This window comes from Nocardioides caricicola (genome assembly GCF_039541135.1).
GTDB classification, from domain to species: Bacteria; Actinomycetota; Actinomycetes; order Propionibacteriales; family Nocardioidaceae; genus Nocardioides; species Nocardioides caricicola.
This window is the reverse complement of the sequence record NZ_BAABFQ010000003.1, coordinates 720181-745622: the sequence shown is the minus strand read 5'-3', so window position 1 is coordinate 745622 and position 25442 is coordinate 720181. Positions and strand designations below refer to the sequence as shown.

At 71.8% G+C, this 25442-nt stretch carries 31 protein-coding genes; 20 read left to right on the top strand and 11 right to left on the bottom strand.

Going from position 1 to position 25442, the window contains the following annotated elements; translation table 11 throughout:
* Positions 1–29: 29 nt before the first annotated feature.
* Positions 30–773 carry a 4-hydroxy-tetrahydrodipicolinate reductase gene (gene dapB / locus ABD875_RS05400; RefSeq protein ID WP_345172689.1) on the top strand — a complete coding sequence of 248 codons (744 nt, stop codon included), beginning with the start codon at positions 30–32 and terminating at the stop codon, positions 771–773.
* A 134-nt stretch (positions 774–907) separates the two neighbouring features.
* Positions 908–2425: a M4 family metallopeptidase gene (locus ABD875_RS05395; protein WP_345171975.1), complete on the top strand. Its 1518-nt coding sequence runs from the start codon at positions 908–910 to the stop codon at positions 2423–2425.
* On the opposite strand, the gene ABD875_RS05390 is transcribed toward ABD875_RS05395, so the two are convergent.
* From ABD875_RS05390 to ABD875_RS05375, 4 genes are read right to left on the bottom strand one after another with little or no spacing between them, the layout of a single operon-like run.
* A complete protein-coding gene (locus ABD875_RS05390; RefSeq protein WP_345171973.1) occupies positions 2422–2724 on the bottom strand; it encodes an AzlD domain-containing protein in 303 nt (100 codons plus the stop codon). The genes ABD875_RS05395 and ABD875_RS05390 overlap by 4 nt on opposite strands.
* A complete protein-coding gene (locus ABD875_RS05385) occupies positions 2721–3410 on the bottom strand; it encodes an AzlC family ABC transporter permease (protein WP_345171971.1) in 690 nt (229 codons plus the stop codon). Before ABD875_RS05385 ends, ABD875_RS05390 begins: the two co-directional genes overlap by 4 nt.
* Before the next feature lie 9 nt (positions 3411–3419).
* The gene (locus ABD875_RS05380) at positions 3420–3638 is read right to left on the bottom strand and encodes a hypothetical protein (protein ID WP_345171968.1); all 219 of its coding nucleotides are present in this window, start codon (positions 3636–3638) and stop codon (positions 3420–3422) included.
* A gap of 45 nt (positions 3639–3683) precedes the next feature.
* Positions 3684–4229, bottom strand: a complete 546-nt coding sequence (locus tag ABD875_RS05375; RefSeq protein ID WP_345171965.1) for a GNAT family N-acetyltransferase — start codon at positions 4227–4229, stop codon at positions 3684–3686.
* Between the two features lie 76 nt (positions 4230–4305).
* On the opposite strand from ABD875_RS05375, the gene paaA reads away from it, so the two are divergent.
* From paaA to paaE, 5 genes are read left to right on the top strand one after another with little or no spacing between them, the layout of a single operon-like run.
* Positions 4306–5238, top strand: a complete 933-nt coding sequence (gene paaA, locus ABD875_RS05370; protein ID WP_345171963.1) for a 1,2-phenylacetyl-CoA epoxidase subunit PaaA — start codon at positions 4306–4308, stop codon at positions 5236–5238.
* The gene (gene paaB, locus ABD875_RS05365) at positions 5235–5516 is read left to right on the top strand and encodes a 1,2-phenylacetyl-CoA epoxidase subunit PaaB (protein WP_345171961.1); all 282 of its coding nucleotides are present in this window, start codon (positions 5235–5237) and stop codon (positions 5514–5516) included. The genes paaA and paaB overlap by 4 nt, the downstream gene beginning before the upstream one ends.
* Positions 5513–6208 carry a 1,2-phenylacetyl-CoA epoxidase subunit PaaC gene (gene paaC, locus ABD875_RS05360; RefSeq protein ID WP_345171959.1) on the top strand — a complete coding sequence of 232 codons (696 nt, stop codon included), beginning with the start codon at positions 5513–5515 and terminating at the stop codon, positions 6206–6208. Before paaB ends, paaC begins: the two co-directional genes overlap by 4 nt.
* On the top strand, positions 6205–6660 hold the full coding sequence (gene paaD, locus ABD875_RS05355) for a 1,2-phenylacetyl-CoA epoxidase subunit PaaD (RefSeq protein WP_345171957.1): 456 nt from the start codon (positions 6205–6207) through the stop codon (positions 6658–6660). Before paaC ends, paaD begins: the two co-directional genes overlap by 4 nt.
* Before the next feature lie 2 nt (positions 6661–6662).
* Positions 6663–7724, top strand: a complete 1062-nt coding sequence (gene paaE, locus ABD875_RS05350; protein ID WP_345171955.1) for a 1,2-phenylacetyl-CoA epoxidase subunit PaaE — start codon at positions 6663–6665, stop codon at positions 7722–7724.
* Positions 7725–8002: 278 nt separating this feature from the next.
* On the opposite strand, the gene ABD875_RS05345 is transcribed toward paaE, so the two are convergent.
* Positions 8003–8545: a GrpB family protein gene (locus tag ABD875_RS05345; protein ID WP_345171953.1), complete on the bottom strand. Its 543-nt coding sequence runs from the start codon at positions 8543–8545 to the stop codon at positions 8003–8005.
* 244 nt (positions 8546–8789) lie between these two features.
* Between ABD875_RS05345 and ABD875_RS05340 the strand changes: the two genes are divergently transcribed.
* Positions 8790–9800, top strand: a complete 1011-nt coding sequence (locus tag ABD875_RS05340; RefSeq protein ID WP_345171951.1) for an aldo/keto reductase family protein — start codon at positions 8790–8792, stop codon at positions 9798–9800.
* 3 nt (positions 9801–9803) lie between these two features.
* Here ABD875_RS05340 and ABD875_RS05335 read toward each other — a convergent pair whose 3' ends face one another.
* Positions 9804–10385, bottom strand: coding sequence for a DUF3043 domain-containing protein (locus ABD875_RS05335; protein WP_345171949.1), 582 nt, complete (start codon positions 10383–10385; stop codon positions 9804–9806).
* Between the two features lie 89 nt (positions 10386–10474).
* Here ABD875_RS05335 and ABD875_RS05330 point away from each other — a divergent pair, with 89 nt between their 5' ends.
* The 9 genes from ABD875_RS05330 to ABD875_RS05290 all read left to right on the top strand — a co-directional run bounded on the left by ABD875_RS05330 (position 10475) and on the right by ABD875_RS05290 (position 19215).
* Positions 10475–11221: a PspA/IM30 family protein gene (locus tag ABD875_RS05330; protein WP_345171947.1), complete on the top strand. Its 747-nt coding sequence runs from the start codon at positions 10475–10477 to the stop codon at positions 11219–11221.
* 27 nt (positions 11222–11248) lie between these two features.
* Positions 11249–12157, top strand: a complete 909-nt coding sequence (gene htpX, locus ABD875_RS05325) for a zinc metalloprotease HtpX (RefSeq protein ID WP_345171945.1) — start codon at positions 11249–11251, stop codon at positions 12155–12157.
* Positions 12157–12735 (top strand): PspA-associated protein PspAB, encoded by a 579-nt coding sequence (gene pspAB, locus ABD875_RS05320; protein ID WP_345171943.1) that lies wholly within the window; start codon positions 12157–12159, stop codon positions 12733–12735. Before htpX ends, pspAB begins: the two co-directional genes overlap by 1 nt.
* Before the next feature lie 61 nt (positions 12736–12796).
* Positions 12797–13957 carry an efflux RND transporter periplasmic adaptor subunit gene (locus ABD875_RS05315; protein ID WP_345171941.1) on the top strand — a complete coding sequence of 387 codons (1161 nt, stop codon included), beginning with the start codon at positions 12797–12799 and terminating at the stop codon, positions 13955–13957.
* A 44-nt stretch (positions 13958–14001) separates the two neighbouring features.
* Positions 14002–14619, top strand: a complete 618-nt coding sequence (locus tag ABD875_RS05310) for an ABC transporter ATP-binding protein (protein WP_345172687.1) — start codon at positions 14002–14004, stop codon at positions 14617–14619.
* Complete coding sequence (locus tag ABD875_RS05305; protein ID WP_345171939.1) at positions 14616–15842, top strand: ABC transporter permease; 1227 nt, start codon at positions 14616–14618, stop codon at positions 15840–15842. Before ABD875_RS05310 ends, ABD875_RS05305 begins: the two co-directional genes overlap by 4 nt.
* A gap of 35 nt (positions 15843–15877) precedes the next feature.
* Positions 15878–16564, top strand: a complete 687-nt coding sequence (locus ABD875_RS05300) for a hypothetical protein (RefSeq protein WP_345171936.1) — start codon at positions 15878–15880, stop codon at positions 16562–16564.
* Positions 16561–18039 carry a permuted SH3 domain-containing protein gene (locus ABD875_RS05295; RefSeq protein WP_345171934.1) on the top strand — a complete coding sequence of 493 codons (1479 nt, stop codon included), beginning with the start codon at positions 16561–16563 and terminating at the stop codon, positions 18037–18039. Before ABD875_RS05300 ends, ABD875_RS05295 begins: the two co-directional genes overlap by 4 nt.
* Positions 18040–18054: 15 nt before the next feature.
* Positions 18055–19215: a sensor histidine kinase gene (locus tag ABD875_RS05290; RefSeq protein ID WP_345171932.1), complete on the top strand. Its 1161-nt coding sequence runs from the start codon at positions 18055–18057 to the stop codon at positions 19213–19215.
* Between the two features lie 6 nt (positions 19216–19221).
* Here the strand turns inward: ABD875_RS05290 and nadA are convergent, their stop codons facing one another.
* Positions 19222–20406, bottom strand: coding sequence for a quinolinate synthase NadA (gene nadA / locus ABD875_RS05285; RefSeq protein WP_345171930.1), 1185 nt, complete (start codon positions 20404–20406; stop codon positions 19222–19224).
* Positions 20407–20435: 29 nt separating this feature from the next.
* The gene (locus ABD875_RS05280) at positions 20436–21311 is read right to left on the bottom strand and encodes a GNAT family N-acetyltransferase (RefSeq protein WP_345171928.1); all 876 of its coding nucleotides are present in this window, start codon (positions 21309–21311) and stop codon (positions 20436–20438) included.
* 17 nt (positions 21312–21328) lie between these two features.
* On the opposite strand from ABD875_RS05280, the gene ABD875_RS05275 reads away from it, so the two are divergent.
* Complete coding sequence (locus tag ABD875_RS05275; protein ID WP_345171926.1) at positions 21329–22402, top strand: glycerate kinase family protein; 1074 nt, start codon at positions 21329–21331, stop codon at positions 22400–22402.
* A 64-nt stretch (positions 22403–22466) separates the two neighbouring features.
* Complete coding sequence (locus ABD875_RS05270) at positions 22467–22829, top strand: HesB/IscA family protein (protein ID WP_345171924.1); 363 nt, start codon at positions 22467–22469, stop codon at positions 22827–22829.
* Positions 22830–22890: 61 nt separating this feature from the next.
* Here the strand turns inward: ABD875_RS05270 and ABD875_RS05265 are convergent, their stop codons facing one another.
* The gene (locus ABD875_RS05265) at positions 22891–23097 is read right to left on the bottom strand and encodes a hypothetical protein (RefSeq protein WP_345171922.1); all 207 of its coding nucleotides are present in this window, start codon (positions 23095–23097) and stop codon (positions 22891–22893) included.
* A 63-nt stretch (positions 23098–23160) separates the two neighbouring features.
* Between ABD875_RS05265 and ABD875_RS05260 the strand changes: the two genes are divergently transcribed.
* Positions 23161–24144, top strand: a complete 984-nt coding sequence (locus tag ABD875_RS05260; RefSeq protein ID WP_345171920.1) for a carbohydrate kinase family protein — start codon at positions 23161–23163, stop codon at positions 24142–24144.
* Here ABD875_RS05260 and ABD875_RS05255 read toward each other — a convergent pair.
* Both ABD875_RS05255 and ABD875_RS05250 read right to left on the bottom strand, forming a co-directional pair.
* Positions 24137–24346 carry a sulfurtransferase TusA family protein gene (locus ABD875_RS05255; protein ID WP_345171917.1) on the bottom strand — a complete coding sequence of 70 codons (210 nt, stop codon included), beginning with the start codon at positions 24344–24346 and terminating at the stop codon, positions 24137–24139. The genes ABD875_RS05260 and ABD875_RS05255 overlap by 8 nt on opposite strands.
* Positions 24346–25425, bottom strand: coding sequence for a cysteine desulfurase family protein (locus tag ABD875_RS05250; protein WP_345171915.1), 1080 nt, complete (start codon positions 25423–25425; stop codon positions 24346–24348). The genes ABD875_RS05255 and ABD875_RS05250 overlap by 1 nt, the downstream gene beginning before the upstream one ends.
* Positions 25426–25442: the final 17 nt, after the last annotated feature.

Here is a 25442-nt window from a genome sequence, read left to right as displayed (position 1 = left end):
TGCCAGATAGGTTGACCGTCGTGAGTGACATGCGAGTCGGCGTCCTCGGGGCGCGGGGCAAGGTCGGGTCCGAGGTCTGCCGGGCGGTGGAGGAAGCGGACGGCTTCGAGCTGGTCGCGGCGGTCGACGCCGACGACGACATCGACGCCCTCGTGAGCGCCGGAGCCCAGGCGGTCGTGGACTTCACCCACCCCGACGTCGTCATGGACAACCTCGAGTTCTGCATCGACCACGGCATCCACGCGGTCGTCGGCACGACCGGGTTCGACGATGCCCGGCTCGACACGCTGCGCGGCTGGCTCGCCGGCGCACCGAGCACCGGCGTGCTGATCGCGCCGAACTTCTCGATCGGCGCGATCTTGATGATGCGCTTCGCCGCCGCGGCGGCGCCGTTCTACGAGTCGGTCGAGGTGGTCGAGCTGCACCACCCGACCAAGGCCGACGCGCCCTCCGGCACCGCGCGCCGTACGGCGGAGCTGATCGCCGCCGCCCGCCGCGAGGCCGGCGTCGGGCCGGTCCCGGACGCGACGTCCACGGGCCTCGACGGCGCTCGCGGCGCTGTGGTCGACGGCATCCACGTGCACGGCCTGCGGGTGCGCGGCCTGGTGGCCCACCAGGAGGTCATCCTCGGCGGTGTGGGGGAGACGCTCACGATCCGGCACGACTCGCTCGACCGCGCGTCGTTCACGCCCGGGGTGCTGGCCGGGCTGCGGGCGATCGCCGACCACCCGGGTCTGACCGTCGGCCTGGAGCACTTCCTCGATCTGGACTGATCGGCCGCACGATCTCCGGTCCTTCACGTTCCTGCATTGCAGGAATGCGGGGGTAGCCGGAATCGGTCCCCGTCGTTGAGGTGGGCATGGCTCCGTTGCCTCGGAGCCTCCCACCCATCACGAAGGACCAGCACATGCGCAGAATCTCGGGCGTCGCCACGGCGGCGGTTCTCGCTCTCACCGTCGTCGGCATGACCCCTTCCGGCAGCGGTGCCGCACCGTCCACCAACCCCTACGGCGACAGCGCCGCCACGACCTACCGGGTCACCGACACGATCACCGACCCGAACGGCGCCACCCACGTGCGGATGGAGCGCCTCTACCGCGGCCTCCCCGTCCTCGGTGGCGACCTCGTCGCGCACGAGAACGCCCAGGGCGCGCTCAAGAGCGTCAGCGAGACCCTCGACGAGGCGATCCGGGTCTCCACGTCGCCGGTCGTGAGCAAGGCTGCGGCCAGCGAGAAGGTCGTCCGCGCGGCGAGGTCCACGCGGCTGGTCGTCGACGCCACCTCCGGCACCGCCCGCCTCGCGTGGGAGGTCGTGACCGGCGGCAAGCAGGCCGACGGCACCCCGAGCCGCCTCGCGACGTACGTCGACGCCGTCACCGGCAAGGTCATCCGACGCGAGCAGCAGATCCAGAACGTCGACGGCTCCGGCCAGTCGCTCTACTCCGGCACCGTGCCGTTGCAGCTGACCCAGTCGGGGTCGACGTACCAGCTCAAGGACCCGACCCGCGGCAACACGTACACGACCGACCTCAACAACGCGACGGACTCGCTCGGCTGCCAGCTGTTCGGCTTCAACTGCAAGACCGGCACGCTGTTCACGAGCCCCGACACGTCGTTCGGCAACGGCGCCACCAGCAGCCGCGAATCGGCGGCGGTCGACGCGCAGTACGGCACGAACGTCACGTGGGACTACTACAAGTCCACGTTCGGCCGGAACGGCATCTTCGGCAACGGCACCGGCTCCTACAACCGCGTGCACTACGGCAAGAACTACGTCAACGCGTTCTGGGACGGCACCAAGATGACGTACGGCGACGGCGACGGCGTCAACTACGGCCCGCTGGTCTCGCTCGACGTGGCCGGCCACGAGATGTCGCACGGCGTCACGGAGAACACCGCGAACCTCACCTACTCCGGTGAGTCCGGCGGCCTCAACGAGGCGACCTCCGACATCTTCGGCACGATGGTCGAGTTCTACGCGAACAACACCAACGACGCGGGTGACTACCTGATCGGCGAGGAGTTCGACCTCAAGAACCACACCGGCCTGCGGCGCATGGACAACCCCGCCTCGGACGGCAGCTCGCTGAACTGCTGGACCTCCGGCGCCGGCAACGCCGACGTCCACTACTCCTCGGGGATCGGCAACCACTTCTTCTACCTGCTCGCCGAGGGCTCCGGCGCGAAGACCATCGGCGGCGTCGCGCACAACAGCCCGACCTGCAACGGCTCGGCGGTCACGGGCATCGGCCGCACCGCAGCGGCCGCGATCTGGTACCGCGCGCTCACGGTCTACATGACGTCGAGCACGAACTACGCCGGCGCGCGCACCGCGACGCTGAACGCCGCTCGTGACCTGTACGGCGCGGGCAGTGCCCAGCAGAGCACCGTGGCCGCCGCGTGGAGCGCGGTGAGCGTCAACTAGAGGAAGTAGCGGGCTCCCGCGGCCACGAGCGCCGCTCCGAAGACGACCACCAGGAACGGTGCTCGGAGGAGCAGCAGCACGACGGCGACGCCCAGTCCCAGGGCGCGCGCGTCGAGCACCAGCTCGTGGCCGCTGGAGAACACCTGCACGGCCACCAGTGCGGACAACAGCGCGACCGGGATCAGGTCGGCCACCCGTTCGACGAGGGGGCGCTCGAGGATCCGCGGCGGCACCGACAGGCCCGCCAGCTTGAGCAGGTAGCAGCCGACCGCGCTCACGATCACCGCCGTCCACATCATCGGACGGGCTCCTTCATGAGCACCCCGGCGAGCAGCGCGACGCCGGCCGCGGCGAGCACGGGCACCCCGGCCGGCACGATCGGTACGACGCCGAGCGCGACCGCGGCGGCCGCGACCGCCACGAGCTGGTTGCTGCGCTTGTGCAGCCGCGGCCACAGCAGCGCGAGGAAGGCGGCGCCGACGGCGGCGTCCAGGCCGTACTGGCGCGGGTCGCCGAGCGCGTTCCCGGCCAGGGCGCCGGCCAGGGTTGCGAGGTTCCACAGCACGAAGATCGAGACCCCCGTGACGAGGAACCCGAGACGGGCCGCAGCACGGGACTCCCGGGTCACCGACATCGCGGTCGACTCGTCGATCAGCACGTGCGCGGCCGCGGCCCGGCGGGCGCCGTGCCAGTCGAGCAGCGGCGCCAGACGCAGCCCGTAGAGCGTGTTCCGGGTGCCGAGCAGCAACGCGGTCAGGGCGCCGGACAGCGGCGCGCCGCCGGCGGCGACGACGCCGACCAGAGCGAACTGGCTCGCGCCCGTGAACACGAGCAGCGACAGGGCGCAGGTCTGCCAGACGGACAGGCCGGCGGCCACCGACACCGCGCCGAAACTGACGCCGTACGCCCCGGTGGCCACGCCCACGCCGAGGCTGTCGCGGACGATCCCGCGCCGCTCCTGGTCGGGCAGCGGAGCGGCGGTCACGCCCCGAGATTAGTGCCGGCGGACCCGGACGGCGTCCGCGTGGGAGTGGAAGTCGTGGACGAGGACGTACGCCAGGACGACGCCGGCGAGGAAGCCCCACATGGCGCCGGCGGCTGCGGCGACGGGGAGGGGGCTGAAGTGGGCGACCCAGGCACCCGACGCGATGGCGACGATGAGCGCGACAGCGACGACGAGCAGTCGGTGCAGCCTCGGCAGTGGTCCGATCACGAGATCAACTGTCCCCCCAATTCCCGTGATTTCAAGAGGTGCCGCCTAGGAGAGCGCTGTGTGGAGGCGGATCTGCTTGACGAGCGTCGTGCCCTCGCCGTCGAGGTCCAGCTCGCGGTGCGCGGTGTCCGGCGCCCAGCCGGCGCCGGTGAGGAACTCCCGCAGCGCGTCGTCGCTCGCCATCGCCCACAGCACGGCGCGGGAGAACCGGTCCGACTGCATGGTCTCCGCCGCCGCCTGGAGCAGCCGCGAGCCGTGACCGCGGCCGCGCTCGGCCGGGTCGACGGTGAGCTCCATGAGCTCGGCGTCGGCGACCGGGTCGCAGTCGGGGTCCGAGGCCGGGGTCGTCATCGCGAAGCCCACCACGCGGTTGCGCTCGAGCGCGACGAGCACCCGGTTGCGCGCGTCCTTGGGTGCCTGGAACGACGCGCGCCACGCCTCGGTGGCCGCCGCGACGTCGGTGGGCAGGGCGTCCGCCGGTACGACGCCGGCGTACATCTCCCGCCAGGCGCGGAGCTGGAGGTCGGCGATCGCGGGGGCGTCGTCGGCCCAGGCCACGCGCACGGAGACGTCGGCGCTCGGTCCACTCATGAGACGCATCCTCGCACTGTTACAAATCTCAGCGCACGGCGCGTCGGACTGTAACAACCAGTGGTAGCGTGCGAGCGTGCCCTTCGAGGAACTGCTGGCCGAGGACGGCCGCGTCGAGCCCCGCGACGAGATGCCCGACGCGTACCGCCGCACGCTCGTGCGCCAGATCGCCCAGCACGCGCACTCCGAGATCATCGGGATGCAGCCGGAGGGGAACTGGATCAGCCGGGCGCCCAGCCTGCGCCGCAAGGCGATCCTCATGGCGAAGGTGCAGGACGAGGCCGGGCACGGGCTCTACCTGTACGCCGCCGCCGAGACGCTCGGAGTCGACCGCGAGGACCTGCTCGACCAGCTGCACACCGGCCGGCAGAAGTACTCCTCGATCTTCAACTACCCGACGCTGACCTGGGCCGACGTCGGCGCGATCGGGTGGCTGGTCGACGGCGCCGCGATCGTCAACCAGGTGCCGCTGTGCCGCTGCTCGTACGGGCCGTACGCCCGCGCGATGGTGCGGGTCTGCAAGGAGGAGTCGTTCCACCAGCGGCAGGGCTTCGAGATCCTGCACACGCTGTCGCACGGCACGCCCGCGCAGAAGGCGATGGCGCAGGACGCCGTCGACCGGTACTGGTGGCCGTCGCTGATGATGTTCGGCCCGCCCGACGACGACTCGCCGAACTCCGCGCAGTCGATGGCGTGGGGGATCAAGCGGTTCTCGAACGACGACCTGCGGCAGCGTTTCGTCGACATGACGGTTCCGCAGGCCGAGGTGCTCGGCCTGACGCTGCCCGACCCGGAGATCCGGTGGAACGAGGAGCGCGGTCACTACGACTTCGGCGCCGTCGACTTCACCGAGCTGTTCGAGGTCATCAAGGGCAACGGGCCCTGCAACGCCGAGCGGATGGCGCACCGGGTGCAGGCGCACGAGGACGGCGCGTGGGTCCGCGAGGCCGCGTCGGCCTATGCGGCCAAGCAGAGCGCCGCGAAGCGCTCGGCAGAGGCCGTGGCATGAGGGACTGGCCGCTCTGGGAGGTCTTCGTGCGCTCGCGCCGGGGGCTGTCGCACGTGCACGTCGGCTCCCTGCACGCGCCGGACGCGGAGATGGCGCTGCGCAACGCGCGCGACGTCTACACCCGGCGCCAGGAGGGCGTGTCGATCTGGGTGCTGCCGTCGGCCGAGATCGTGGCGTCGGACCCGGGGGACCGTGACGCGTTCTTCGAGCCGGCCGCCGACAAGGTGTATCGGCACCCGACGTTCTACGACGTCCCGGACGGGGTGGACCATCTATGACCTCCGTCGACTACGTCCTCGGCCTCGCCGACGACGCCCTGGTCTCCGCCCAGCGGATGGGCTGGTGGATCAGCCGGGCGCCGCAGCTCGAGGAGGACCTCGCGCTCGCCAACATCGGGCTCGACCAGCTCGGCCAGGCGCGCTCCCTGCTGTCGTACGCCGGGACGTTCCTCGACCGCACCGAGGACGACCTCGCCTACCTGCGCGACGACCGTGAGTTCCGCAACGTGTGGCTGGTGGAGCGGCCGCAGACCGACTTCGGCGTGACGATGGCGCGGCTGCTCCTGTTCTCCGCCTGGCAGTCCGAGCTGTACGCCGCGCTGGCGGTGTCGTCGGACCCGACGCTGGCCGGGATCGCCGGCAAGGCGGTCAAGGAGGTGTCGTACCACCTCGACCACGCCTCGCAGTGGGTGATCCGGCTCGGCGACGGCACCGACGAGTCGCACGCGCGGATGCAGGCGGCGCTCGATGCCGAGTGGCCCTACCTCGACGAGCTGTTCGAGGGAGCCCCGGAGCTGCGGGCGGACGTGCTGGCCCGGATCGAGCAGGTGGTGGCCGAGGCGACGCTCGCCGTACCCGAGGTCGCGCCTGTCGTCGGGGGCGGCCGGCGCGGGCTGCACACGGAGCACCTCGGCTACCTGCTCGCGGAGATGCAGCACCTGCACCGGTCACACCCGGGGGCGACCTGGTGACCACCGCGTGGAAGATCGCCGCCGACATCCCCGACCCGGAGCTCCCGGTCGTGACCATCGCCGACCTCGGGATCCTGCGCGAGGTCACCGAGGACGACCAGGGACGCGTGCACGTCCAGATCACCCCGACGTACTCCGGCTGCCCGGCGATGGAGACGATCAGCGAGGACCTCGTCGAGGCGCTGACCCAGGCGGGCTACCAGCGCGTCGACGTCGAGTTCGTGCTGTCGCCCGCGTGGACGACCGACTGGATGACCGCGGAGGCGAAGGCCAAGCTCGCGGCGTACGGCGTAGCGCCGCCCGGGCCGGTGTCACTCGCGCTGTCGGTGAAGTGCCCGCAGTGCGGGTCGCTCGACACCCGCGAGTCGAGCCGCTTCGGCTCGACGGCGTGCAAGTCGCTGTGGGTGTGCCGCGAGTGCCGCGAGCCGTTCGACCACTTCAAGGCCATCTGAGGATGTCCGCGACGTTCCACTCGCTGCGCGTCGCAGCGATCGACGAGCTCACCGACGACGCGGTCGCGCTGACCTTCGAGGTCCCGCCGTCGCTCGCCTCGGAGTTCGAGTTCCTGCCCGGCCAGCACCTGTCGATCCGCGGCGGGGATGACGTGCGCCGGTCGTACTCGCTGTGCACGTCCCCGTCCTCCGGCGTGCTGCGCATCGGCGTGAAGCGGCTGCCCGGAGGCGCGTTCAGCGAGGGCGTCGTCTCGCGGCTGGTCGTCGGCGACGCGTTGGACGTGATGACGCCGGCCGGTCGGTTCACGGTCGACCTCGACCCCACCGCCCGCCGTTCGTACGTCGCGATCGCGGCCGGCTCCGGCATCACGCCGGTGCTGTCGATCCTCGCCGCGGTGCTCGAGGGCGAGCCGGGCTCCTCGGTCACGCTGATCTACGCGAACCGCACGCACCGCTCGGTGATGTTCCTCGACGAGGTGCACGACCTCAAGGACCGCTACCCGGCGCGGTTCCAGATCGTCCACGTGCTGTCCCGCGAGGAGCAGGAGGTCGAGCTGCTGTCAGGCCGGCTGGACGGCCCTCGGCTGTCGCGGATCCTCGCCACGCTGGTCCCGCCCTCCGAGGTGGACCAGTGGTTCCTCTGCGGGCCCCAGCAGCTGGTGGTGGAGCTGCGCTCGACGTTGCTCGGCGCCGGCGTCCCCGCCGACCGCGTGCACACCGAGCTCTTCCACGCCGACCCCGTCCCGCGGGCTCCGGTCGCCGCGCTCGCCGACGCCGCCGACGGCGCCGCGCGCGTCACCGTCCGCCTCGACGGACGCTCCTCGTCGTTCGACCTGCGCCCCGACGGCGCCCCGGTCCTCGACGCCGCGATGTCGGTCCGCTCGGACCTGCCCTTCGCCTGCAAGGGCGGCGTCTGCGGCACCTGCCGCGCGCGTCTCGTCGAGGGCACGGTTGCGATGGACGCCAACTGGGCCCTCGAGCCCGACGAGATCGAGCGCGGCTACGTCCTCACCTGCCAGTCCCACCCGACCTCCGAGAAGGTCGTGCTCGACTTCGACGGGTGAGTCATCGGACGCGGCCCGGCGCAGGATTCCCCGGTGGCACGTCTCCTCAGCCGCCGAGGGGATCGTTCGGGCGCAGGTTTCCCCGGTGGGCCGGGGAAACCTGACGTTCTGGGGCGAAACTTTGGCCTAGAACGTCAGGGATTCCCCTAGAGGCACGTCTTCTCAGCCGTCGAGCGGATCGTTCAGGCGCAGGTTTCCCCGGTGGGCCGGGGAAACCTGACGTTCTGGGGCGAAACTTTGGCCTAGAACGTCAGGGATTCCCCCAGAGGCACGTCACCTCAGCCGCCGAGCGGATCGTTCAGGCGCAGGATCTTCAGCCGTTCGTCCTGGGTGAGGTCGGCGACCGCGAGCACCTTCTGCAGCACCGCGGACTTCCCGGCGATGTAGGTGTCGATGTCCATCTCGGGGTCGGCGGCCAGGGCGAGCTTCGCGGCGGCGTACTCGTCGCGCAGGTCGTCGCGAGCGCGCAGCACGTCGCGGACAGCGAGGTGGTTGCGGACATGCAGCGTGCCCCGGCGACAGACGTACACGTTCCGTCGCGGGTCGTCGTCGGGTGCGAAGAACGCCTCGCGGTCGGCCACGCCCAGGTCTCCTCGATGCGTGTAGCCAACAGATGTGAGCGCAGCGACCGCGCCACGCACGTCGTCGACGATGACGTCGATGTCGAGGATCGGCTTCGCGGCGAGGCCGGGTACGGCGGTCGAGCCCACGTGCTCGACAACGGCCGACGGCACGCCGGCGAGCGCCGCCTGCAAGTCGCGTGCGATCTCCTCGAACTGGAGGGGCCACGCGGTGGAGTAGGCGACGACGGCGACGGGCACGTCACGACCGTATCGTCGGGATATGGCCACGCGACGCAGGTGGACGGCGGCGATCCTCGCGACGTCGCTGCTCGGCCCGGTGAGCCGCTGACGTACCACGACGAGACGTACGACGACGGCGACTGGATCTCCCTCGGGGGGGCGGAGCACCTGACAGTCCGCCGGAGGATGCGTCGATCCCGGACGGCTGCGCGGACGGCCTGCGGACGTTCGTCGTTGCCCAGGGCTGACTAGGCTCGCAGACATGGAGATTCGCAACCTCGGAAACAGCGGCCTCAAGGTCTCGGCGATCGCGTACGGCAACTGGTTGACCCACGGGTCCCAGGTCGAGGAGGACGCGGCGGTCGCGTGCGTGCGGCAGGCGCTGGACGAGGGGATCACGACGTTCGACACGGCCGACGTGTACGCGAACACGCGCGCGGAGTCGGTGCTCGGGACGGCGCTGAAGGGGGAGCGGCGCGCGGGGCTGGAGATCTTCACGAAGGTCTACTGGCCGACCGGTCCGGGCGCGCACAACGACCACGGCCTGTCGCGCAAGCACATCATGGAGTCGATCGACGGGTCGCTGCAGCGGCTCGGGACCGACTACGTCGACCTGTACCAGGCGCACCGGTACGACGACGAGACGCCGCTCGAGGAGACGATGGAGGCGTTCGCCGACGTGGTCCGCCAGGGCAAGGCGCTCTACATCGGCGTCTCGGAGTGGCGGGCCGACCAGATCCGCGAGGGGCACCGGCTGGCCCGCGAGCTGCGCATCCCGTTCGTGTCGAACCAGCCGCAGTACAACCTCCTCTGGCGCGTGATCGAGCCCGAGGTCGTGCCCGCCTCCGAGGAGCTCGGCATCGGCCAGGTGGTGTTCTCGCCGATCGCCCAGGGTGTGCTGACCGGCAAGTACGTCCCGGGTCAGCCGCTGCCGGAGGGCTCGCGCGCCACCGACGACAAGGGCGGCGCCGGGATGATCGACCGCTGGATGAAGGACGACGTGCTCGAGCGGGTCCAGCTGCTCCGGCCTATCGCCGACGGGGCCGGCCTGACCATGGCCCAGCTCGCGGTCGCGTGGGTGCTGCAGAACCCCAACGTCTCGGCCGCGATCGTGGGCGCGAGCCGCCCCGAGCAGGTCACCGACAACGCGCGGGCCGCCGGCGTCCGGCTCGACGAGGCGACGATGAAGGCGATCGACGAGGTGGTCGAGCCGATCGTGGTGCGCGACCCGGAGAAGACCCAGCAGGTACGCCGGCGCGACCTGATGAAGTAGCCGCTACTTGTAGCTGTCGGGCAGTCGCTGCCCGATCTTGACCTGCGCCTTGGGCAGCCGCATGAACTTCATCTGCATCGCCCGGGTGATCGCGTAGTAGGTCTGGCCCTTGGTCGAGGACTCCGGGAACCGGCGGGCCAGCTCGCGGCGGATCCGGAAGCGGAGCATCACCATGTCGACGATGACGAGCAGCACGGTCACCAGCAGGACGGTGTTGCCGATGTTGCGCAGACCCTCGTTGCCGGAGTAGCCGAGCACCATGGTCACCAGCAGCAGCGGGATCACCAGCTCGATCAGCGAGAACCGCGCGTCGACGTAGTCGCGGATGAACCGGCGCTCCGGGCCCCGGTCGCGTGCCGGGTAGTTCCTCTCGTCACCGGTCTTCATCGCCTGACGGACGCTCTGGCTCGACTGGGTGCGGGCGGCCCGCTGCGCCGCGGCCATCTCCTTGCGGGTGCGCGGCGTCTTGGCACGCGCCCGCGCGGCCGCCTCGGCCTCACGACGGGTGGGCGTCGGGCGACCCTTGCCACCCACCTTCACCGGGGTCTCGACGGGAGCGGGCTCGGACTTGGTACGACGGAACAACCTGGGGCCTCACACGAGTAGTACGACGGTCCCCACCAGAGTACCGGCGCTCATCGCCCCGGCTTGCTTTTGAGCCTAGGCTGGGGCACATGGGAATCTGGCAGCGCACCACCATGATCTTCAAGTCGAAGGCGAACAAGGTCCTCGACAAGGCGGAAGACCCCCGCGAGACGCTGGACTACAGCTACCAGCGCCAGCTCGAGCTGCTGACGAAGGTCCGCAAGGGCGTCGCCGACGTCGCGACCAGCCGCAAGCGGGTGGAGCTCCAGATCGCCCAGCTCGAGCAGCAGTCGGCGAAGCTCACCGACCAGGCGCAGAAGGCGCTCACGATGGAGCGGGAGGACCTCGCCCGCGAGGCCCTCACCCGCAAGTCCGGACTGACCACCCAGATCTCCGACCTCCAGACGCAGCACGCCCAGCTCCAGGCCGAGGAGGAGAAGCTCACCCTCGCCCAGCAGCGGCTGCAGGCGAAGGTCGAGGCCTTCCGGACCCGCAAGGAGACCATCAAGGCGACCTACACGGCTGCCGAGGCGCAGACCCGCATCAACGAGGCGATGACCGGCATCGGCGACGAGATGGGCGACGTCGGGGCGGCGATCCAGCGCGCCGAGGACAAGACCGCTCAGATGCAGGCGCGCGCCGGTGCCATCGACGAGCTCCTGGCCTCCGGTGCGCTCGACGACCTCAGCGGCACCGGCCCCGGTGACGACATCGCCCGCGAGCTCGAGGCGATGAGCTCCCAGGCCGACGTCGAGGCCCAGCTCGCGGCGCTCAAGGCCAACCAGGCGCCGCAGGCCATCGAGGGCGCCGAGAAGGAAGAGCCCAACCAGGCCTGATAACCAGGCCTCGGCAAGAATCGGGACATGGCACGTTCTCGATTCGTCGGCGACAAGGGACTCACCGCCCGCATGACGCTGGTGATGTTCCTGCTCGGAGGTCTGTTCGTCGGGCTGATCGCGATCCTGATCGCGATCCTGCCGCCCACCTGGGCGCCGTTCATCGGCGTGATCGGCCTGGGCCTGGTGTGGTTCCAGTGGTACCAGTCGGACACCGTCGCGATGAAGGCGATGGGCGCCCGCGAGGTGAGCCGGGAGCAGGCGCCCGAGCTGCACGACATGATCGAGCGGCTCTGCGCGCTCGCGGACATGCCGAAGCCGAGGGTCGGGATCGCCGACACCGACCTGCCGAACGCCTTCGCGACCGGTCGCTCGCCGAACCGCTCCGTCGTGGTCGTCACCACCGGCATCCTCAGGCGCCTGGACGCCGAGGAGCTCGAGGGAGTCCTCGCCCACGAGCTGTCGCACGTCGCGCACCGCGACGTGCTCGTGATGACCGTCGCCTCGTCCGCCGGCATCATCGCCGCGATGCTCAGCCGCGGCGCCCAGTGGGGCGCGATCTTCGGCGGCGGGCGCCGCGAGAGCAACGGCGCCCCGACCTGGGTCGTGGTGCTCGTGATCAGCCTGGTGACGTACGTCGTCAGCTTCCTGCTGCTCAAGCTCCTCTCGCGCTACCGCGAGCTGTCCGCGGACCGGGCCGGCGCCTACCTCACGATGAAGCCGCACGCGCTCGCGTCCGCGCTGCAGAAGATCACCGGCGAGATGAACCAGATCCCCGACCGCGACCTGCGCGCCAGCCAGGCGATGAACGCGTTCTTCATCGCGCCCGCCGTCCGGGGTGTGTCCCTCCGCACGCTCACCTCGACGCACCCCACCCTGGAGCAGCGCCTCGAGCAGCTCGCACGGATCCAGGCCGAGCTGGGCCGACCCACCTGATGGGTCTCTGGGACGTCATCACCGGGCGCAGCCGGCCGAAGCCGGCGAAGCTGGACATGCTGTTCGCGGTCCCGACCGCCGCGATCACGCTGGAGACCACCCTCGGCCTGCGCCCGACGGGCTCCGGCTCGGTCTGCTACCGCGCCGCCGCGGGCGCTGCGTTCCAGCAGACCCAGGACGAGGTGGTCGCGCTCCTCGACGCCGACCCGGGCGCCCCGCCGGTGCAGGTGACCCGGGACGAGTTCGGCTTCACCTGGCTGCTGAACCAGCACGACCCTGCCGACGTCTCCGGCCTCTGCACGGACCTGCACGCGGTGAACACGGCGCTGGAGTCGCAGGGCTTCGGCCCCGGGCTGCTCTGCTCGCTGGTGCCGTTCGTGGACGACACGGGGCGCCGCGTGGGGCTGGTCTACCTCTACAAGCAGGCGACGTTCTATCCCTTCGCGCCGCGCCCCGGCGCCGACCGGGTGCGGGACAACATGCTCGAGATCCAGGTGCGCGACGCGTTGACCGGCGAGCTCCCGATCGAGCAGGACCTGGGCCGCTGGCTTGCGGTCTGGGGCGCTCCCGGCCTCTGACACAGGAGGCGCACAGGTCCGCCCCACGGGGCGCACAGCCCGGACGACCACAGTCCGATGCGTGTTGAAACGACTCCGCGGCCGGCGACGCGCCTGGCTCGCCCTCCCACTCGTCCTCGTGGTCGCCGCCGGGTGCGGCGTGTGGCTCATGGCACGGGACAGCTCCGACACGACCACCAGCACGACCGAGACCGTCGGCAGCCAGACCATCCAGCAGACCGTCTCCGCCGACGGCACCATCGCGGCGCGACGGACCGCCGACGAGACCTTCGCGGTCTCCGGCACCGTGACCCGGGTCGCGGTCGAGGAGGGTGACCGGGTCGCGAGGGGTGCCGTCCTCGCGGTCGTCGACAGCGACGCGCTGGTCGCCGCCCGCGCCGCCGCCGCGAGCTCGCTGGACGCCGCGCTCACCCAGCTCGACGACGACGAGGACAGCGGCGCGAGCGACGTGCAGCTCGCGGCCGACCAGGCCACCGTGGTCTCGGCGCGCGCCACGCTCGCCGAGGCCCGGCAGGCGGTCGAGGACGCGACCCTGCGGGCGAGCGTGGCCGGCACGGTCACCAGCGTGGGGATCAGCAGGGGCGACAGCGTCGGCTCCAGCTCGAGCGCGCCGACCACCGACACGAGCACCACGACGACCACCACGACCACCACCACGACCAGCAGCATCACGATCGTCTCGACCCGCTCGTTCGTGGTGGACGCGACCGTCGCGGCCGAGGACGTCGACCGGCTGAAGGAGGGGCTCCAGGCCGAGATCACCGCGACCGGCGTGGACGAGACCGTCTTCGGAACGGTCTCCGAGGTCGGCCTGGTCGCCCAGACCAACGACAGCGGCGCGGCGGTCTTCCCGGTGACGATCGAGGTGACCGGCACGAAGCGGGACCTGTACGCCGGGGTCGCCGCGACCGCGTCGATCATCGTCAAGCAGGTCCCCGACGTCCTCACCGTTCCGAGCCGCGCGCTCACCACGGAGGACGGGACGACGTACGTCACGAAGGTCGTCGACGGCGACGAGGTGCGGACCGAGGTCGAGATCGGCGACGCGTACGGCATGTCCACCGAGGTCACCGCGGGCCTCGAGGAGGGCGACGAGGTCGTCGTCCCGGGCTTCACCCGGCCGACCGGCGGCGACGACGGCGGTGAGGCTCCCCAAGACCTGGTCTTCCCGGGCGGTGGGCAGCTGCCCCCGGGCCTCAGCGAGATGGGACCGCCCCAGTGATCATCGAGCTCGCAGGTATCCGCAAGACCTACCGCAGCGGCAGCATGGAGTTCGAGGCGCTCTGCGGGATCGACGTCGGCATCGACGAGGGCGAGTTCGTCGCCGTCGTGGGGCCCTCCGGCTCCGGCAAGTCCACGCTGATGAACATCCTCGGCTGCCTCGACAACCCGACCGAGGGCAGCTACCACCTCGCCGGCGAGGACGTCTCGGCGATGACGGAGGCTCAGCTCGCCGAGGTGCGCAACCGCCGGATCGGCTTCGTGTTCCAGCAGTTCAACCTGCTGGCCAGCCTCCCGGCCTGGCGCAACGTCGAGCTTCCGCTGGTCTACGCCGGCGTACCGCGCTCCGAGCGCCGCGACCGCGCGCTCCGGGCGCTGGAGCGCGTCGGCCTCGGCGACCGCGTCGACAACCGGCCCGGCGAGCTGTCCGGCGGGCAGCAGCAGCGGGTCGCCGTCGCCCGGGCCCTGGTCACCGAGCCGGCGCTCATCCTGGCCGACGAGCCGACCGGCAACCTGGACTCGCGCTCGACCGCCGACGTCCTCGGCCTCCTCGACGAGCTGCACGCCACCGGCCGCACGATCGTGCTGATCACCCACGAGCACGACGTTGCCGCCCGGGCCGGGCGCCGCCTCACCATCCGTGACGGCCAGGTGAGCGCGTGAACTGGCTCGAGACCGTGCGCGCCGGCCTGGAGGCCGTGCGGGCGCACCGGATGCGCTCGATCCTCACCATGCTCGGGATCGTGATCGGCATCGCGTCGGTCATCCTCACCGTCGGCTTCGGGCAAGGGGCGCAGCAGGAGGTCCAGGACGAGATCGACGCGCTGGGAAGCAACCTGCTCATCGTCTCGCCGGGCAGCAGCACCGACGCGGGCGGCATGCGCGGCGGCTTCGGCTCCGCGACGACGCTGACCCTGGACGACGCCGCCGCGATCGGGGACGAGAGCGTCGTCCCCGACGCCGCGGCGGTCGCCGCGACCACGTCGACGTCGGCCGCGGTCACCGCGGGCACCACCAACTGGACGACGTCCGTGGTCGGTACGACGCCGAGCTGGCTCGACGTGCGCACCCGCGAGCTCGACTCCGGGCGCTTCTTCACCCGGGCCGAGCTGGCCGAGGGCGCCGATGTGGTCGTGCTCGGGCCGGACACCGCCAGCGAGCTGTTCGCGGTCGGCAACCCGGTCGGTCAGACGGTCTCGATCAGTGGGCGCCAGCTCACCGTCATCGGCGTGCTCGACTCCAGCGGCGCGTCCGCGACCGGCACGTCGGAGGACGACCAGGCGGTGCTGCCGATCAGCACCGCGAAGTCGCTGAGCGGCTCCACGAACGGGGCCGTGTCGACGATCTACGTCGAGGCGACCTCGGCCGAGACGCTGTCCGCGGCGTACCAGGAGGTGCAGAGCCTGCTGCTCACGCGGCACGGCGTGACCACAGCCGAGGCGGACTTCAGCATCTCGACCCAGGACTCGCTGGTCGAGACCGCGAACGCCACCAACGAGACGCTCACCGTGCTCCTCACCGGCGTCGCGGCGATCTCGCTGCTGGTCGGCGGGGTCGGCGTCATGAACATCATGCTGGTGTCGGTCACCGAGCGGATCCGCGAGATCGGCCTGCGCAAGGCCCTCGGTGCGACCCCGCGCGTGATCGGGCGGCAGTTCCTGGTCGAGGCCTCGATGCTCGGGCTCGCAGGCGGCGTCGCCGGTGTGCTCATCGGTGTCGCCGGCTCCTGGGTGCTCCCCGAGCTCATCGACCAGCCCGTCACCCTCTCGGCGCTCGCGACCGGGGCTGCGCTGGCCACGTCGCTCGCGCTCGGCCTCGGCTTCGGCGTGTACCCCGCCAGCCGCGCGGCCCGACTGACCCCCATCGACGCACTCCGCAGCGAGTGACGAACCTCGGAAGGACCACCATGAGACTCACCCGGATGACCCTCGCCACCGCCTCGTCGGTGCTGCTGATCTCGGCGCTCGCCGGATGCGGCGGCGCGTCGGACGACGCGGCAGAGGCGACCGACGAGCCCACCGCGCAGACGCAGCGGCAGCTGCCTCCGGGTGCCTCCGGCCTGGTCGCGGACGTCGACGGCCGGACCGCGCAGGTGCAGAGCGACCAGTCCGGCCAGGTCGCGGTGTCGTGGACGTCGGACACGACCTTCACCCAGGAGGTCGACGCGAGCCTCGAGGACGTCACCGTCGGTGACGTCGTGATGGTGACCAGTGCCGACGACGGCACCGCGGCCACCGTGCGGATCATGCCGGACGGCGCCGCCCAGCGGCCGGAGGGCATGCCCGAGGACCTGCCCAGTGACCTGCCCAGCGACCTGCCCGAGGGTGACGGCCCGCCCGGTGGCTTCGGCATCCTCGGCGAGGTCGCCGCGGTCAGCGCGGACGGCTTCACGGTCTCCTCGAACGATGGGGAGGTCGCGGTGACGGTCGGTGCGGGCACGACGTACACGACCACCGGCGACGCGACCGCCGATGCCGTGCGGACGGGCGTCTGCGTGAGCGCCCAGGGGGACACCGACGACACCGGCGCGCTCACCGCGACCTCGATCAGCGTCACCAGGGCCGTCGACGGCGAGTGCGGTGGGCGGATGCCCGGGGCTCCGTCGTGAAGCGCCGCGTGATCGCCGGCGGCCTCGCGATCGCGGTCGTCGGCGTCGGCTATGCGACGTACGCCGCCAGCGCGGAGGAGCCGTCGTACCGCACGGCCGCCGCGGTCGTCGGCGACGTCGAGCAGACGCTGGAGGTCACCGGCTCGGTGGAGCCCGCCGGGCGTGCGGACCTCGCGTTCGCGACGTCGGGGACCGTCGCGTCGATCGGGGTGGAGGCCGGCGACACGGTCCGCGCCGGGGCGGTGCTCGGCGCCGTCGACGACACCGGTCTGCGCACGACGCTCCAGCAGGCCCGCGCCGCCCTTGCCACGGCGCGGGCGCAGCTCGAGGCCGACGAGAGCGCCCAGGTCGAGGCCGTCACGACCACGACCACCACGACCACCACGAGCACCACCGCGGCACCGACCCAGGCGGCGGCGAAGCCGGACACCAGCCCCGACCCCGCCGCGGACCCGGCGGTCGCGGACCTCGTCGCGCTGCAGGAGGCGGTGACCGACGCGCAGAGCGCGGTGAGCGCCTCGCTCGCCGCCGCCGAGGCGGCGCTGGCGGCCCAGCAGACGGCCTGCACCGAGGACCCCGCGGCCCAGGCCTGCGCCGACGCGCTCGTGGTCGTGCAGGCCGCCCAGGAGCAGGTCTCGACCGACCAGGACGCGCTGCAGGTCGCGCTCGACGACCTCGCGAACGCGCTCACCGCGGCCCAGCAGCAGGAGCCCGAGGTGCAGCAGCCACAACAACCACAACAGCCCGAGGTCCAGCAGCAGCAGACGACGCAGACCTCCCAGCCGTCGAGCTCGGCGTCCGTCAGCGCCGCCACGCTCGCCCAGGACCAGGCCGCGATCGACGCCGCCCGGTCCGACGTGGTCGCCGCCGAGCAGGCGCTGCGCACCGCGACCGTGACCGCGCCGTTCGCCGGCACGGTCGTGTCGGTCGACGCGGCCGAGGGCGACTCGGTGTCGTCGGGCACGGCGGTGTTCGTCCTCGTCGCGCCGGGCACCACGACCGTCCAGGTGGCCGCGACCAGCGACCAGGTGCAGCAGCTGGCGGTCGGCCAGCGAGCGGTCGCCACCCCGGTCGGGTCCGAGGCCGGGCTCGCCGGCACGGTCACCCAGATCAGCACGGTCCCGGACGAGGACGCGACGTACCCGGTCACGATCACGCTGGCGAGGAAGCGGCTCGACCTCGCTACGGGGCTGACCGCCTCGGTCTCGGTCGTGGTCGGTGCCGCCGAGGACGTCGTGACCGTCCCCGCCTCGGCAGTCAGCGACGGCACCGTGCTGGTCGTGGGGGAGGGCGGCGCGGCGGCACGGACGCCGGTGACGACCGGGATCGTCGGGGCGACCACGGTCGAGGTCATCGACGGCGTCGAGGCCGGCGACGAGGTCGTCCTCGCAGACCTGGACGAGGACCTGCCCACCACCGACGAGAGCGGCGGGTTCGGCGGTGTGCCGGTCATCGTCCAGCGCGGGGGTGCCTGAGCTACTGTGCGATCCGTGACGACGTCGAGCCCCGCAGCCCGCGCCGCCGAGATCGAGAGGTACGGCGTCCTCGCCGAACCGCCCCGCGCCGACCTGATGGCGATCGCCGAGATCGCGGCCGGACTGGCGCAGACCCCGAAGTCCACGATCAACCTGATCACGGACACCGAGCAGCACCAGGTCGCGACGTACGGCTTCACCGGCGGCGTCAGCCCGTGCGACGACTCGATGTGCGTGGTCGCGCTCGGCGAGCCCGAGCCGATCGTGCTGGCCGACGCCAGCCTGGACGTGCGGTTCATGGACAACCCGTTCGTCAACGGGGTGATCGACGAGATCAAGTTCTACGCGACCCACCAGCTCACGACGCCCAACGGCGTCGTGATCGGGACGCTCTGCGTGTTCGACAACGTGGTGCGCGAGCTGACCGACGCGCAGGAGCACGCACTCGTCGGTCTCGCCGACCGGGTCGTCGATCTGCTGGAGCTGGAGCTGCGGACCCGGGAGCTGAAGCGCTCCAACGAGCAGCTCGCGGCGTTCGCGGGACAGGTCAGCCACGACCTGCGCAACCCCCTGACCGCGGTCTCGATGGCGCTCAAGACCATCGACGACGACATCGAGGCCGGGCCCGAGCGCGACGACGACCTCGCGTTCCTGATCCGCCGCGCGATCGGCGGTGCCGATCGGATGGAGCTGCTGATCCGCGACCTGCTCTCGTTCGCCCGGGTAGGCGGTGAGCTGCGGCGGCTGCCCGTCGACTTCGACGCGGTGCTCGAGGACGTGCGCACGGACCTCGCGACCGCGCTGGTCGGGGCCACGCTCGTCGCCGGGGACCTGCCGACGGTCACCGGAGACCCGGTCCAGCTGCGCGCGGTGCTGCAGAACCTGGTCGCCAACGCCGCGAAGTTCACGCGTCCCGGCGAGCCCGCCCACATCGAGGTCGCGGCGGAGGACCTCGGTGACCGCTGGCGCGTCGAGGTCCGCGACTGTGGGCCGGGTGTGCCCGCGGACCAGCGCGAACGGGTCTTCCTGCCGCTCGCCCGGGTCGACGAGTCGATCGACGGCTCCGGCATCGGGCTGACCACCTGCCGACGCATCGTCGAGGCGCACGGCGGCCGGATCGGCCTCAGCGAGGCGCCCGGTGGCGGCACCTGCGCCTGGTTCGAGCTCCCGGCCTAGCCCGGGTCAGTCCCGCGCGGTCTTGCCGGGCAGGGCCAGCATCCGCTCGAGCGCGACCAGCGCGTACTTCTCGGTCTCCGGGTCGACCTCGATCCGGTTGACGACCGTGCCCGCGACGAGCGACTCCATCGCCCACACGAAGTGGGGGAGGTCGATCCGGTTCATCGTCGAGCAGTAGCAGACGGTCTTGTCGAGGAACGTGATGCGCTTGTCCGGGTGGGCGGCGGCCAGCCGCTTCACCAGGTTGAGCTCGGTGCCGATCGCCCAGCTCGAACCGGCGGGAGCGGCCTCGATGGTCTTGATGATGAACTCCGTGGAGCCCACCAGGTCCGCCTTCAGCACGACCTCGTGCTTGCACTCGGGGTGCACCAGGATCTGGATGCCGGGGATCGTCGCGCGCAGCTCGTCGACGACGTCCTCGGAGAAGCGGCCGTGCACGGAGCAGTGGCCCTTCCAGAGGATCATCTTCGCGTCGCGCAGCTGCTCGGGCGTGAGGCCGCCGTTGGGGCGGTGCGGGTCCCAGACCACGCAGTCCTCGAGGGTGAGGCCCATCTTCAGCACGGCGGTGTTGCGGCCGAGGTGCTGGTCGGGGAGGAACAGCACCTTCGCGCCCCCCTCGATCTCGGCCTTCTGCTCGAAGGCCCACTCCAGCGCGACCTCGGCGTTGCTGGACGTGCACACCACGCCGCCGTTGCGGCCGCAGAACGCCTTGATGTCGGCCGAGGAGTTCATGTACGTGACAGGGACGACGGAGTCCGCGACGCCCGCCGCGGCCATCGCCTCCCACGCCATCTCGACCTGGGTGAGCCGGGCCATGTCGGCCATCGAGCAGCCTGCGGCCAGGTCGGGGAGGATCACCTGCTGGTCGGGCTTGGTCAGGATGTCGGCGGACTCGGCCATGAAGTGCACGCCGCAGAAGACGATGTACTCCGCCTCCGGGCGGGCGGCCGCGTCGCGCGCGAGCTTGAAGGAGTCGCCGGTGACGTCGGCGAACTGGATGACCTCGTCGCGCTGGTAGTGGTGGCCGAGCACGAAGACCCTGTCGCCGAGCGCCTCCTTGGCGGCCAGCGCGCGCGCCACCAGGTCCGGGTCGGAGGCGGCGGGCAGGTCGCCCGGGCACTCCACGCCCCGCTCGCTGTTGAGGTCGACGCCGCGGCCGAGCGGCAGCAGCGGGAGGTCCACGGTGGTCATGGCTTGATCCTATTCTCGCGGCTCAGGAGTCAGAGCAGGGCACCGTTGTGAACGTACGGCGCGGGCTGCTTCATCCCGCGCAGCGCGAGATATCCCTCCTGGTGCAGCTCGAGGCGCGCCGCGAACCCCACGTCGAGCGCCCACTGGTTCGCACCGGTGAGGTGGTGGACCGTCACGTCCGGCGGTCCCTCGGCCAGCGCGGCCCACAGCAGCCGCGTCGCCGTACGCCGGTTGGACGCGGCCAGAAGGGCCACCTGGCCGCGCTCGTTGAGGTAGGCGTAGCCGGAGCCGGTCGAGGTGTCGGAGACCAGCAGCGGCCAGGAGTAGCCCAGCATCAGCTCGTGGTCCGCCCCGCGCCCCGCGCCCCGCGCCGCGCGGTCGAGCGAGTCCATCAGGTCGATGTCGGCCGCGGACCCCTCACGCACCTTCTCGACGACGGGGATCGCGGACCGGTCGACGGTGCCGGTCAGGTACATCTGCGGGTGCAGGTCGAACCCGGCCTGCCGGTAGATCCGCACCGCCTTGGTGTCACCGGACGCCGACAGCATCGAGCGGGTGCAGCCGCTGCCGTGGTTCATCGCCGCCGCCATCAGCGGCTTGCCGATGCCCTGGCCCTGCCGGCCGGGCAGGACGGCGTACGTCGCCAGGCACCACAGCACCTCGCGGCGGAACGACGTCGCGATCCCCACGATGCCGGTCTCGTCCTCCGCCACCCAGCAGCCGCCCGGGTCGTTGCGCACGAAGTGCCGGGTCCGCTCGATCCAGGCCGCGCGGTGCGGCTCCGTGCGGCGCTGTGCCTCGGGCTCACCGGGACGGCGGGACGCCGTGTCGAGCGCGAAGAAGCTCTCGTCGCTCACCCGCTCGGCGTGAGGGACGTCCTCCAGGGTCATCGGGCGGATCAGCACTCCGACACACTAGGGCCATGCGAGTCCTGGTTGCCCCCGACAAGTTCGCCGGCACGCTGACGGCCGTGGAGGCCGCCGAGGCGATCGCCGCGGGCTGGCGGCGGCACGCGCCGGACGACGAGATGGACCTCGCGCCGATGGCCGACGGCGGCCCGGGATTCGTCGACGTCCTGCACGCGGCGCTGGGCGGCGAGCTGCTGGCGGTGACCGTCCGGGGTCCGCACGGCGACCCGACGCCCGCGACGTTCCTGCTCGACGGGTCCACGGCGTACGTCGAGGCCGCGCAGGCGTGCGGGCTGCACCTGAGCGGGACGGACCGCCCGGAGACCGCGACGACCTACGGCGTCGGCGAGCTCGTGCTCGCCGCGGCCGACGCCGGCGCGACCCGGATCGTCGTCGGTCTCGGCGGCAGCGGCACGAACGACGGCGGCGCCGGCCTGCTGGCCGCGCTCGGCGCCACCGCCGACCGGCCGCTCGACGGGGGCGCAGCGGGCCTGGAGGGCATCACGCACGTCGAGCTGCCGGCGTACGACCTGGAGCTGGTCGCCGCGAGCGACGTCGACAACCCGCTGACCGGGCTGTTCGGCGCGACCAAGGTCTTCGGTCCTCAGAAGGGGGTCTCCGAGGAGCGGCTCCCGGTGCTCGACGGGTGGCTGGAGGGCTTCGCGGCCGCCGCGGACCGGCGGGTCTCCCTCGAGAAGGGCGCCGGCGCCGCCGGGGGACTCGGCTACGCGCTGCTCCTGCTCGGCGCCACCCGGGAGCCGGGGATCGGCCTGGTGGCCGACGCCGTCGGACTCGCCGGCCGGGCGCGGCGCGCGGACCTGGTGATCACCGGCGAGGGCGCCTTCGACTTCTCGAGCCGCTCCGGCAAGGTCCCGTACGGCGTGGCCGAGATCGCCGCCGAGGCGGTCCGGCCGTGCGTCGCGCTGGCCGGGCAGGTGCTCGTGGGCTCGCGCGAGATGCGAGCGCTGGGCGTCGAGTCGGCGTACTCGCTGGTCGACCTGGTGGGGGAGCAGCGGGCCTTCGCGGACCCGGCCGGGTCGCTGGCCGACCTGGCCGCCCGGGTGGCGCGCACGTGGAGTCGGGAATAGTTGCCCCGTGTGCGACCATTGAGGGGAGTACCAGACCTCCTCTACCGACTTGGGAGAACCGCACATGACCGAGCAGGTCGAGACCAGCACCGACCGTCGTACCGACTCCATCAACCTGAGCCCGGTCGCCGCCGCCAAGGTGCAGAGCCTTCTCGCGCAGGAGGGTCGTGACGACCTCGCGCTGCGGATCTCGGTGCAGCCGGGTGGTTGCTCCGGTCTGCGCTACCAGCTCTTCTTCGACGAGCGCAGCCTCGACGGCGACGTCGTCACCGACTTCGACGGCGTGTCCGTCGTCGTCGACCGGATGAGCGTCCCGTACCTCAACGGCGCGATGATCGACTTCGTGGACTCGATCGAGAAGCAGGGCTTCACGATCGACAACCCGAACGCCACCGGCTCCTGCGCCTGCGGCGACAGCTTCCACTGATCCACACGCGAAAGCCCCGCCCGGTCAGCCGGGCGGGGCTTTCGCATGTCAGAGGGACGGGTCAGTCGCCGTCGACCTGGAGGTTCATCGCGCCGGCGAGCCGGGCCGCGGCCTCGGAGATCTCGATGCCGCGCTTGGGCTGCTCGCGCGCGAGGTCGCGCGCGGCGACGGTCAGGGGACGAGTCAGCGAGGCCTGGACGGCGAGGCCGTCGGCTGCCATCTCGGCCGGGGTCGACAGGTCGTCGTAGGCGAGGCGCTGGGTGCTCATGCTTCGACGGTAAGCGCTACCGATTAGTACTCGTAGCAGTACCGATCGGTAGTCTTTCGCGACGTGCCCCTCCTCATCGCCGGATCGATCGCGACCGACCACCTGATGTCGTTCCAGGGCAAGTTCGCCGACTCGCTCGTCGTCGAGCAGCTGGACAAGATCTCGCTGTCCTTCCTGGTCGAGGACCTGGAGATCCGCCGCGGCGGCGTGGCGGCCAACATGACCTTCGGCCTGGGCCAGCTCGGCCTGCAGCCGGTCCTGGTCGGCGCCGCCGGCGAGGACTTCGCCGACTACCGCTCCTGGCTGGAGCGGCACGGCGTGAACACCGCGCACGTGCGGATCTCCGACACCCGCCACACCGCGCGCTTCGTCTGCACCACCGACCCGACCGGCGCGCAGATCGCGTCGTTCTACCCGGGCGCGATGAGCGAGGCGCGGCTGATCGAGCTGGCCCCGATCGTGGCGAGCGTGGGCGCGCCGGAGTACGTCGTGATCGGTGCGGACGACCCCGACGGGATGCTCCGCCACACGGACGAGTGCCGCCAGCGCGGCTACCCGTTCATCGCCGACCCGAGCCAGCAGCTCGCGTTCAGCGACGGCGACCTGATCCGCAAGCTGATCGACGGCGCGGCGATCCTGTTCTCGAACGAGTACGAGTCGCACATGATCGAGCAGAAGACCGGCTGGTCCGAGGACGAGGTGCTCGCCCGGGTCGGGATCCAGGTCAAGACGCTCGGCAAGGACGGCGTCCGGATCACCCGCCGCGGCGAGGAGCCGATCGTGCTCCCGGCCGCGCGCGACGTGGTCGCCGTCGAGCCCACCGGCGTCGGCGACGCGTTCCGCGCCGGTTTCCTCGCCGCGCTGGCGTGGGACCTCGGCCTGGAGCGGGCCGCTCAGGTCGGGTGCGTGCTCGCGGCGTACGTCGTCGAGACGGTCGGCACCCAGGAGTACACGTTCACCCCGGCGCAGTTCCTCGCGCGGGTCGAGATGTCGTACGGCGCCGACGCGGCCGCGGACATCCAGCCGCACCTCAAGCGGCTCAGCTGAGCCTGCGCACCACGTAGCGGCCCGGGCCGTCCTCGCCGACGAACTCCTGCCCCCGCATCCGGCACCAGGCCGGGATGTCGGTGCGCGCGGCCACGTCGTCGGCGAGCACCACGACGAGCTCGCCGACCGCGACCTCGGCGTACCGCTTGGCCAGCTCGATCACCGGCAGCGGGCAGAGCATCCCGCGGCAGTCCAGCTCCATCACAGGCCCACCTGGGCGCGCAGGTCGCGAACCACGTCCGGGAGCACCGCGAGGAAGCCGTCGACCTCCGCGTCGGTGGTGTCGCGGGTCAGGGACACGCGGACGTTGCCGTGGGTGAGCACCCCCATCGCCTCGAGCACGTGGCTCGGGGTCAGCGTCGACGCGGTGCACGCCGACCCGCTCGCCACGCCGAACCCGCGCTTGTCGAGCTCGGTCACGATCGCCTCGCCGTCGACGTACAGGCAGGAGAACGTCACGAGGTGGGGGAGCCGGTCGACGGGGTCTCCGACCACCTCGACGTCCGGGATCGCCGCGGCCGCGGCGCGGATCCGGTCGACCAGCGCGTGTTGGCGCGCGTTCACCTCGGTGCGGCCCGCGACGACCGCCTGCAGCGCGGCCGCCGCGGCCAGCGCGGCGGGGACGTTCTCGAAGCCGGTGGACCGCTCGTCGATGCGGTCGTCGCCGGGGAACGGGTTGAGCCACCGGGTGCCCTTGCGGAGCACCAGCACGCCGACGCCGGCCGGTCCGCCCCACTTGTGTGCGGAGCCGGCCAGGGCGTCCCAGCGCTCGGGCAGGGGGAGGCGGCCCATCGAGGCGCAGGCGTCGACGAACAGGGGTACGTCCACGTCGGGTACGTGCTGGACGGTCCCGACCTCGTGGTTGGCGCTCTGGACCGCGACCACGCTCACCGGCGGCACGTCGGCCACGGATACCCGTCCGAGACGGTCCACGGGCAGCACGACCGGCTCCTGGCCGGCCCAGCGGGCCGCGTGCACGACAGCGGAGTGCTCGACCGCGCCGTACGCGACCGGTCCGTCGCCCCGGCGGATGCCGAGCAGCCCGCGGTGCACCGCGTCGGTACCCGAAGGGGTGAAAGTCACCTCGTCCGGTCGCACCTCCAGACACTCCGCCACCACCGCGCGCGCGTTGTCGAGCAGCAGCCGTGCGTCCCGGCCGCGCCCGTGGACGCGGCGCGGATCGGCGTACCCGCGCTCCAGCGCCGCGAGCAGCGTCTCGCGCGCGGCGGGGTGCAGCGGCTCCGAGGAAGCGGAGTCGAGGTAGCCCGCTGCATTTGTCACACGCCGAACCTATCGGG

Excerpts from the sequence above, each read along its gene's own strand:
- paaE (WP_345171955.1), top strand. The coding sequence starts at position 6,663 with ATGTCCGCGACGTTCCACTCGCTGCGCGTCGCAGCGATCGACGAGCTC.
- ABD875_RS05375 (WP_345171965.1), bottom strand. The coding sequence starts at position 4,229 with ATGAGTGGACCGAGCGCCGACGTCTCCGTGCGCGTGGCCTGGGCCGAC.
- ABD875_RS05270 (WP_345171924.1), top strand. The coding sequence starts at position 22,467 with ATGACCGAGCAGGTCGAGACCAGCACCGACCGTCGTACCGACTCCATC.
- ABD875_RS05275 (WP_345171926.1), top strand. The coding sequence starts at position 21,329 with ATGCGAGTCCTGGTTGCCCCCGACAAGTTCGCCGGCACGCTGACGGCC.
- pspAB (WP_345171943.1), top strand. The coding sequence starts at position 12,157 with ATGGGTCTCTGGGACGTCATCACCGGGCGCAGCCGGCCGAAGCCGGCG.
- ABD875_RS05265 (WP_345171922.1), bottom strand. The coding sequence starts at position 23,097 with ATGAGCACCCAGCGCCTCGCCTACGACGACCTGTCGACCCCGGCCGAG.
- ABD875_RS05390 (WP_345171973.1), bottom strand. The coding sequence starts at position 2,724 with ATGATGTGGACGGCGGTGATCGTGAGCGCGGTCGGCTGCTACCTGCTC.
- ABD875_RS05330 (WP_345171947.1), top strand. The coding sequence starts at position 10,475 with ATGGGAATCTGGCAGCGCACCACCATGATCTTCAAGTCGAAGGCGAAC.
- paaC (WP_345171959.1), top strand. The coding sequence starts at position 5,513 with ATGACCTCCGTCGACTACGTCCTCGGCCTCGCCGACGACGCCCTGGTC.
- dapB (WP_345172689.1), top strand. The coding sequence starts at position 30 with ATGCGAGTCGGCGTCCTCGGGGCGCGGGGCAAGGTCGGGTCCGAGGTC.
- ABD875_RS05310 (WP_345172687.1), top strand. The coding sequence starts at position 14,002 with ATGGAGTTCGAGGCGCTCTGCGGGATCGACGTCGGCATCGACGAGGGC.
- ABD875_RS05340 (WP_345171951.1), top strand. The coding sequence starts at position 8,790 with ATGGAGATTCGCAACCTCGGAAACAGCGGCCTCAAGGTCTCGGCGATC.
- ABD875_RS05255 (WP_345171917.1), bottom strand. The coding sequence starts at position 24,346 with ATGGAGCTGGACTGCCGCGGGATGCTCTGCCCGCTGCCGGTGATCGAG.
- paaB (WP_345171961.1), top strand. The coding sequence starts at position 5,235 with ATGAGGGACTGGCCGCTCTGGGAGGTCTTCGTGCGCTCGCGCCGGGGG.
- ABD875_RS05395 (WP_345171975.1), top strand. The coding sequence starts at position 908 with ATGCGCAGAATCTCGGGCGTCGCCACGGCGGCGGTTCTCGCTCTCACC.
- htpX (WP_345171945.1), top strand. The coding sequence starts at position 11,249 with ATGGCACGTTCTCGATTCGTCGGCGACAAGGGACTCACCGCCCGCATG.
- ABD875_RS05300 (WP_345171936.1), top strand. The coding sequence starts at position 15,878 with ATGACCCTCGCCACCGCCTCGTCGGTGCTGCTGATCTCGGCGCTCGCC.
- nadA (WP_345171930.1), bottom strand. The coding sequence starts at position 20,406 with ATGACCACCGTGGACCTCCCGCTGCTGCCGCTCGGCCGCGGCGTCGAC.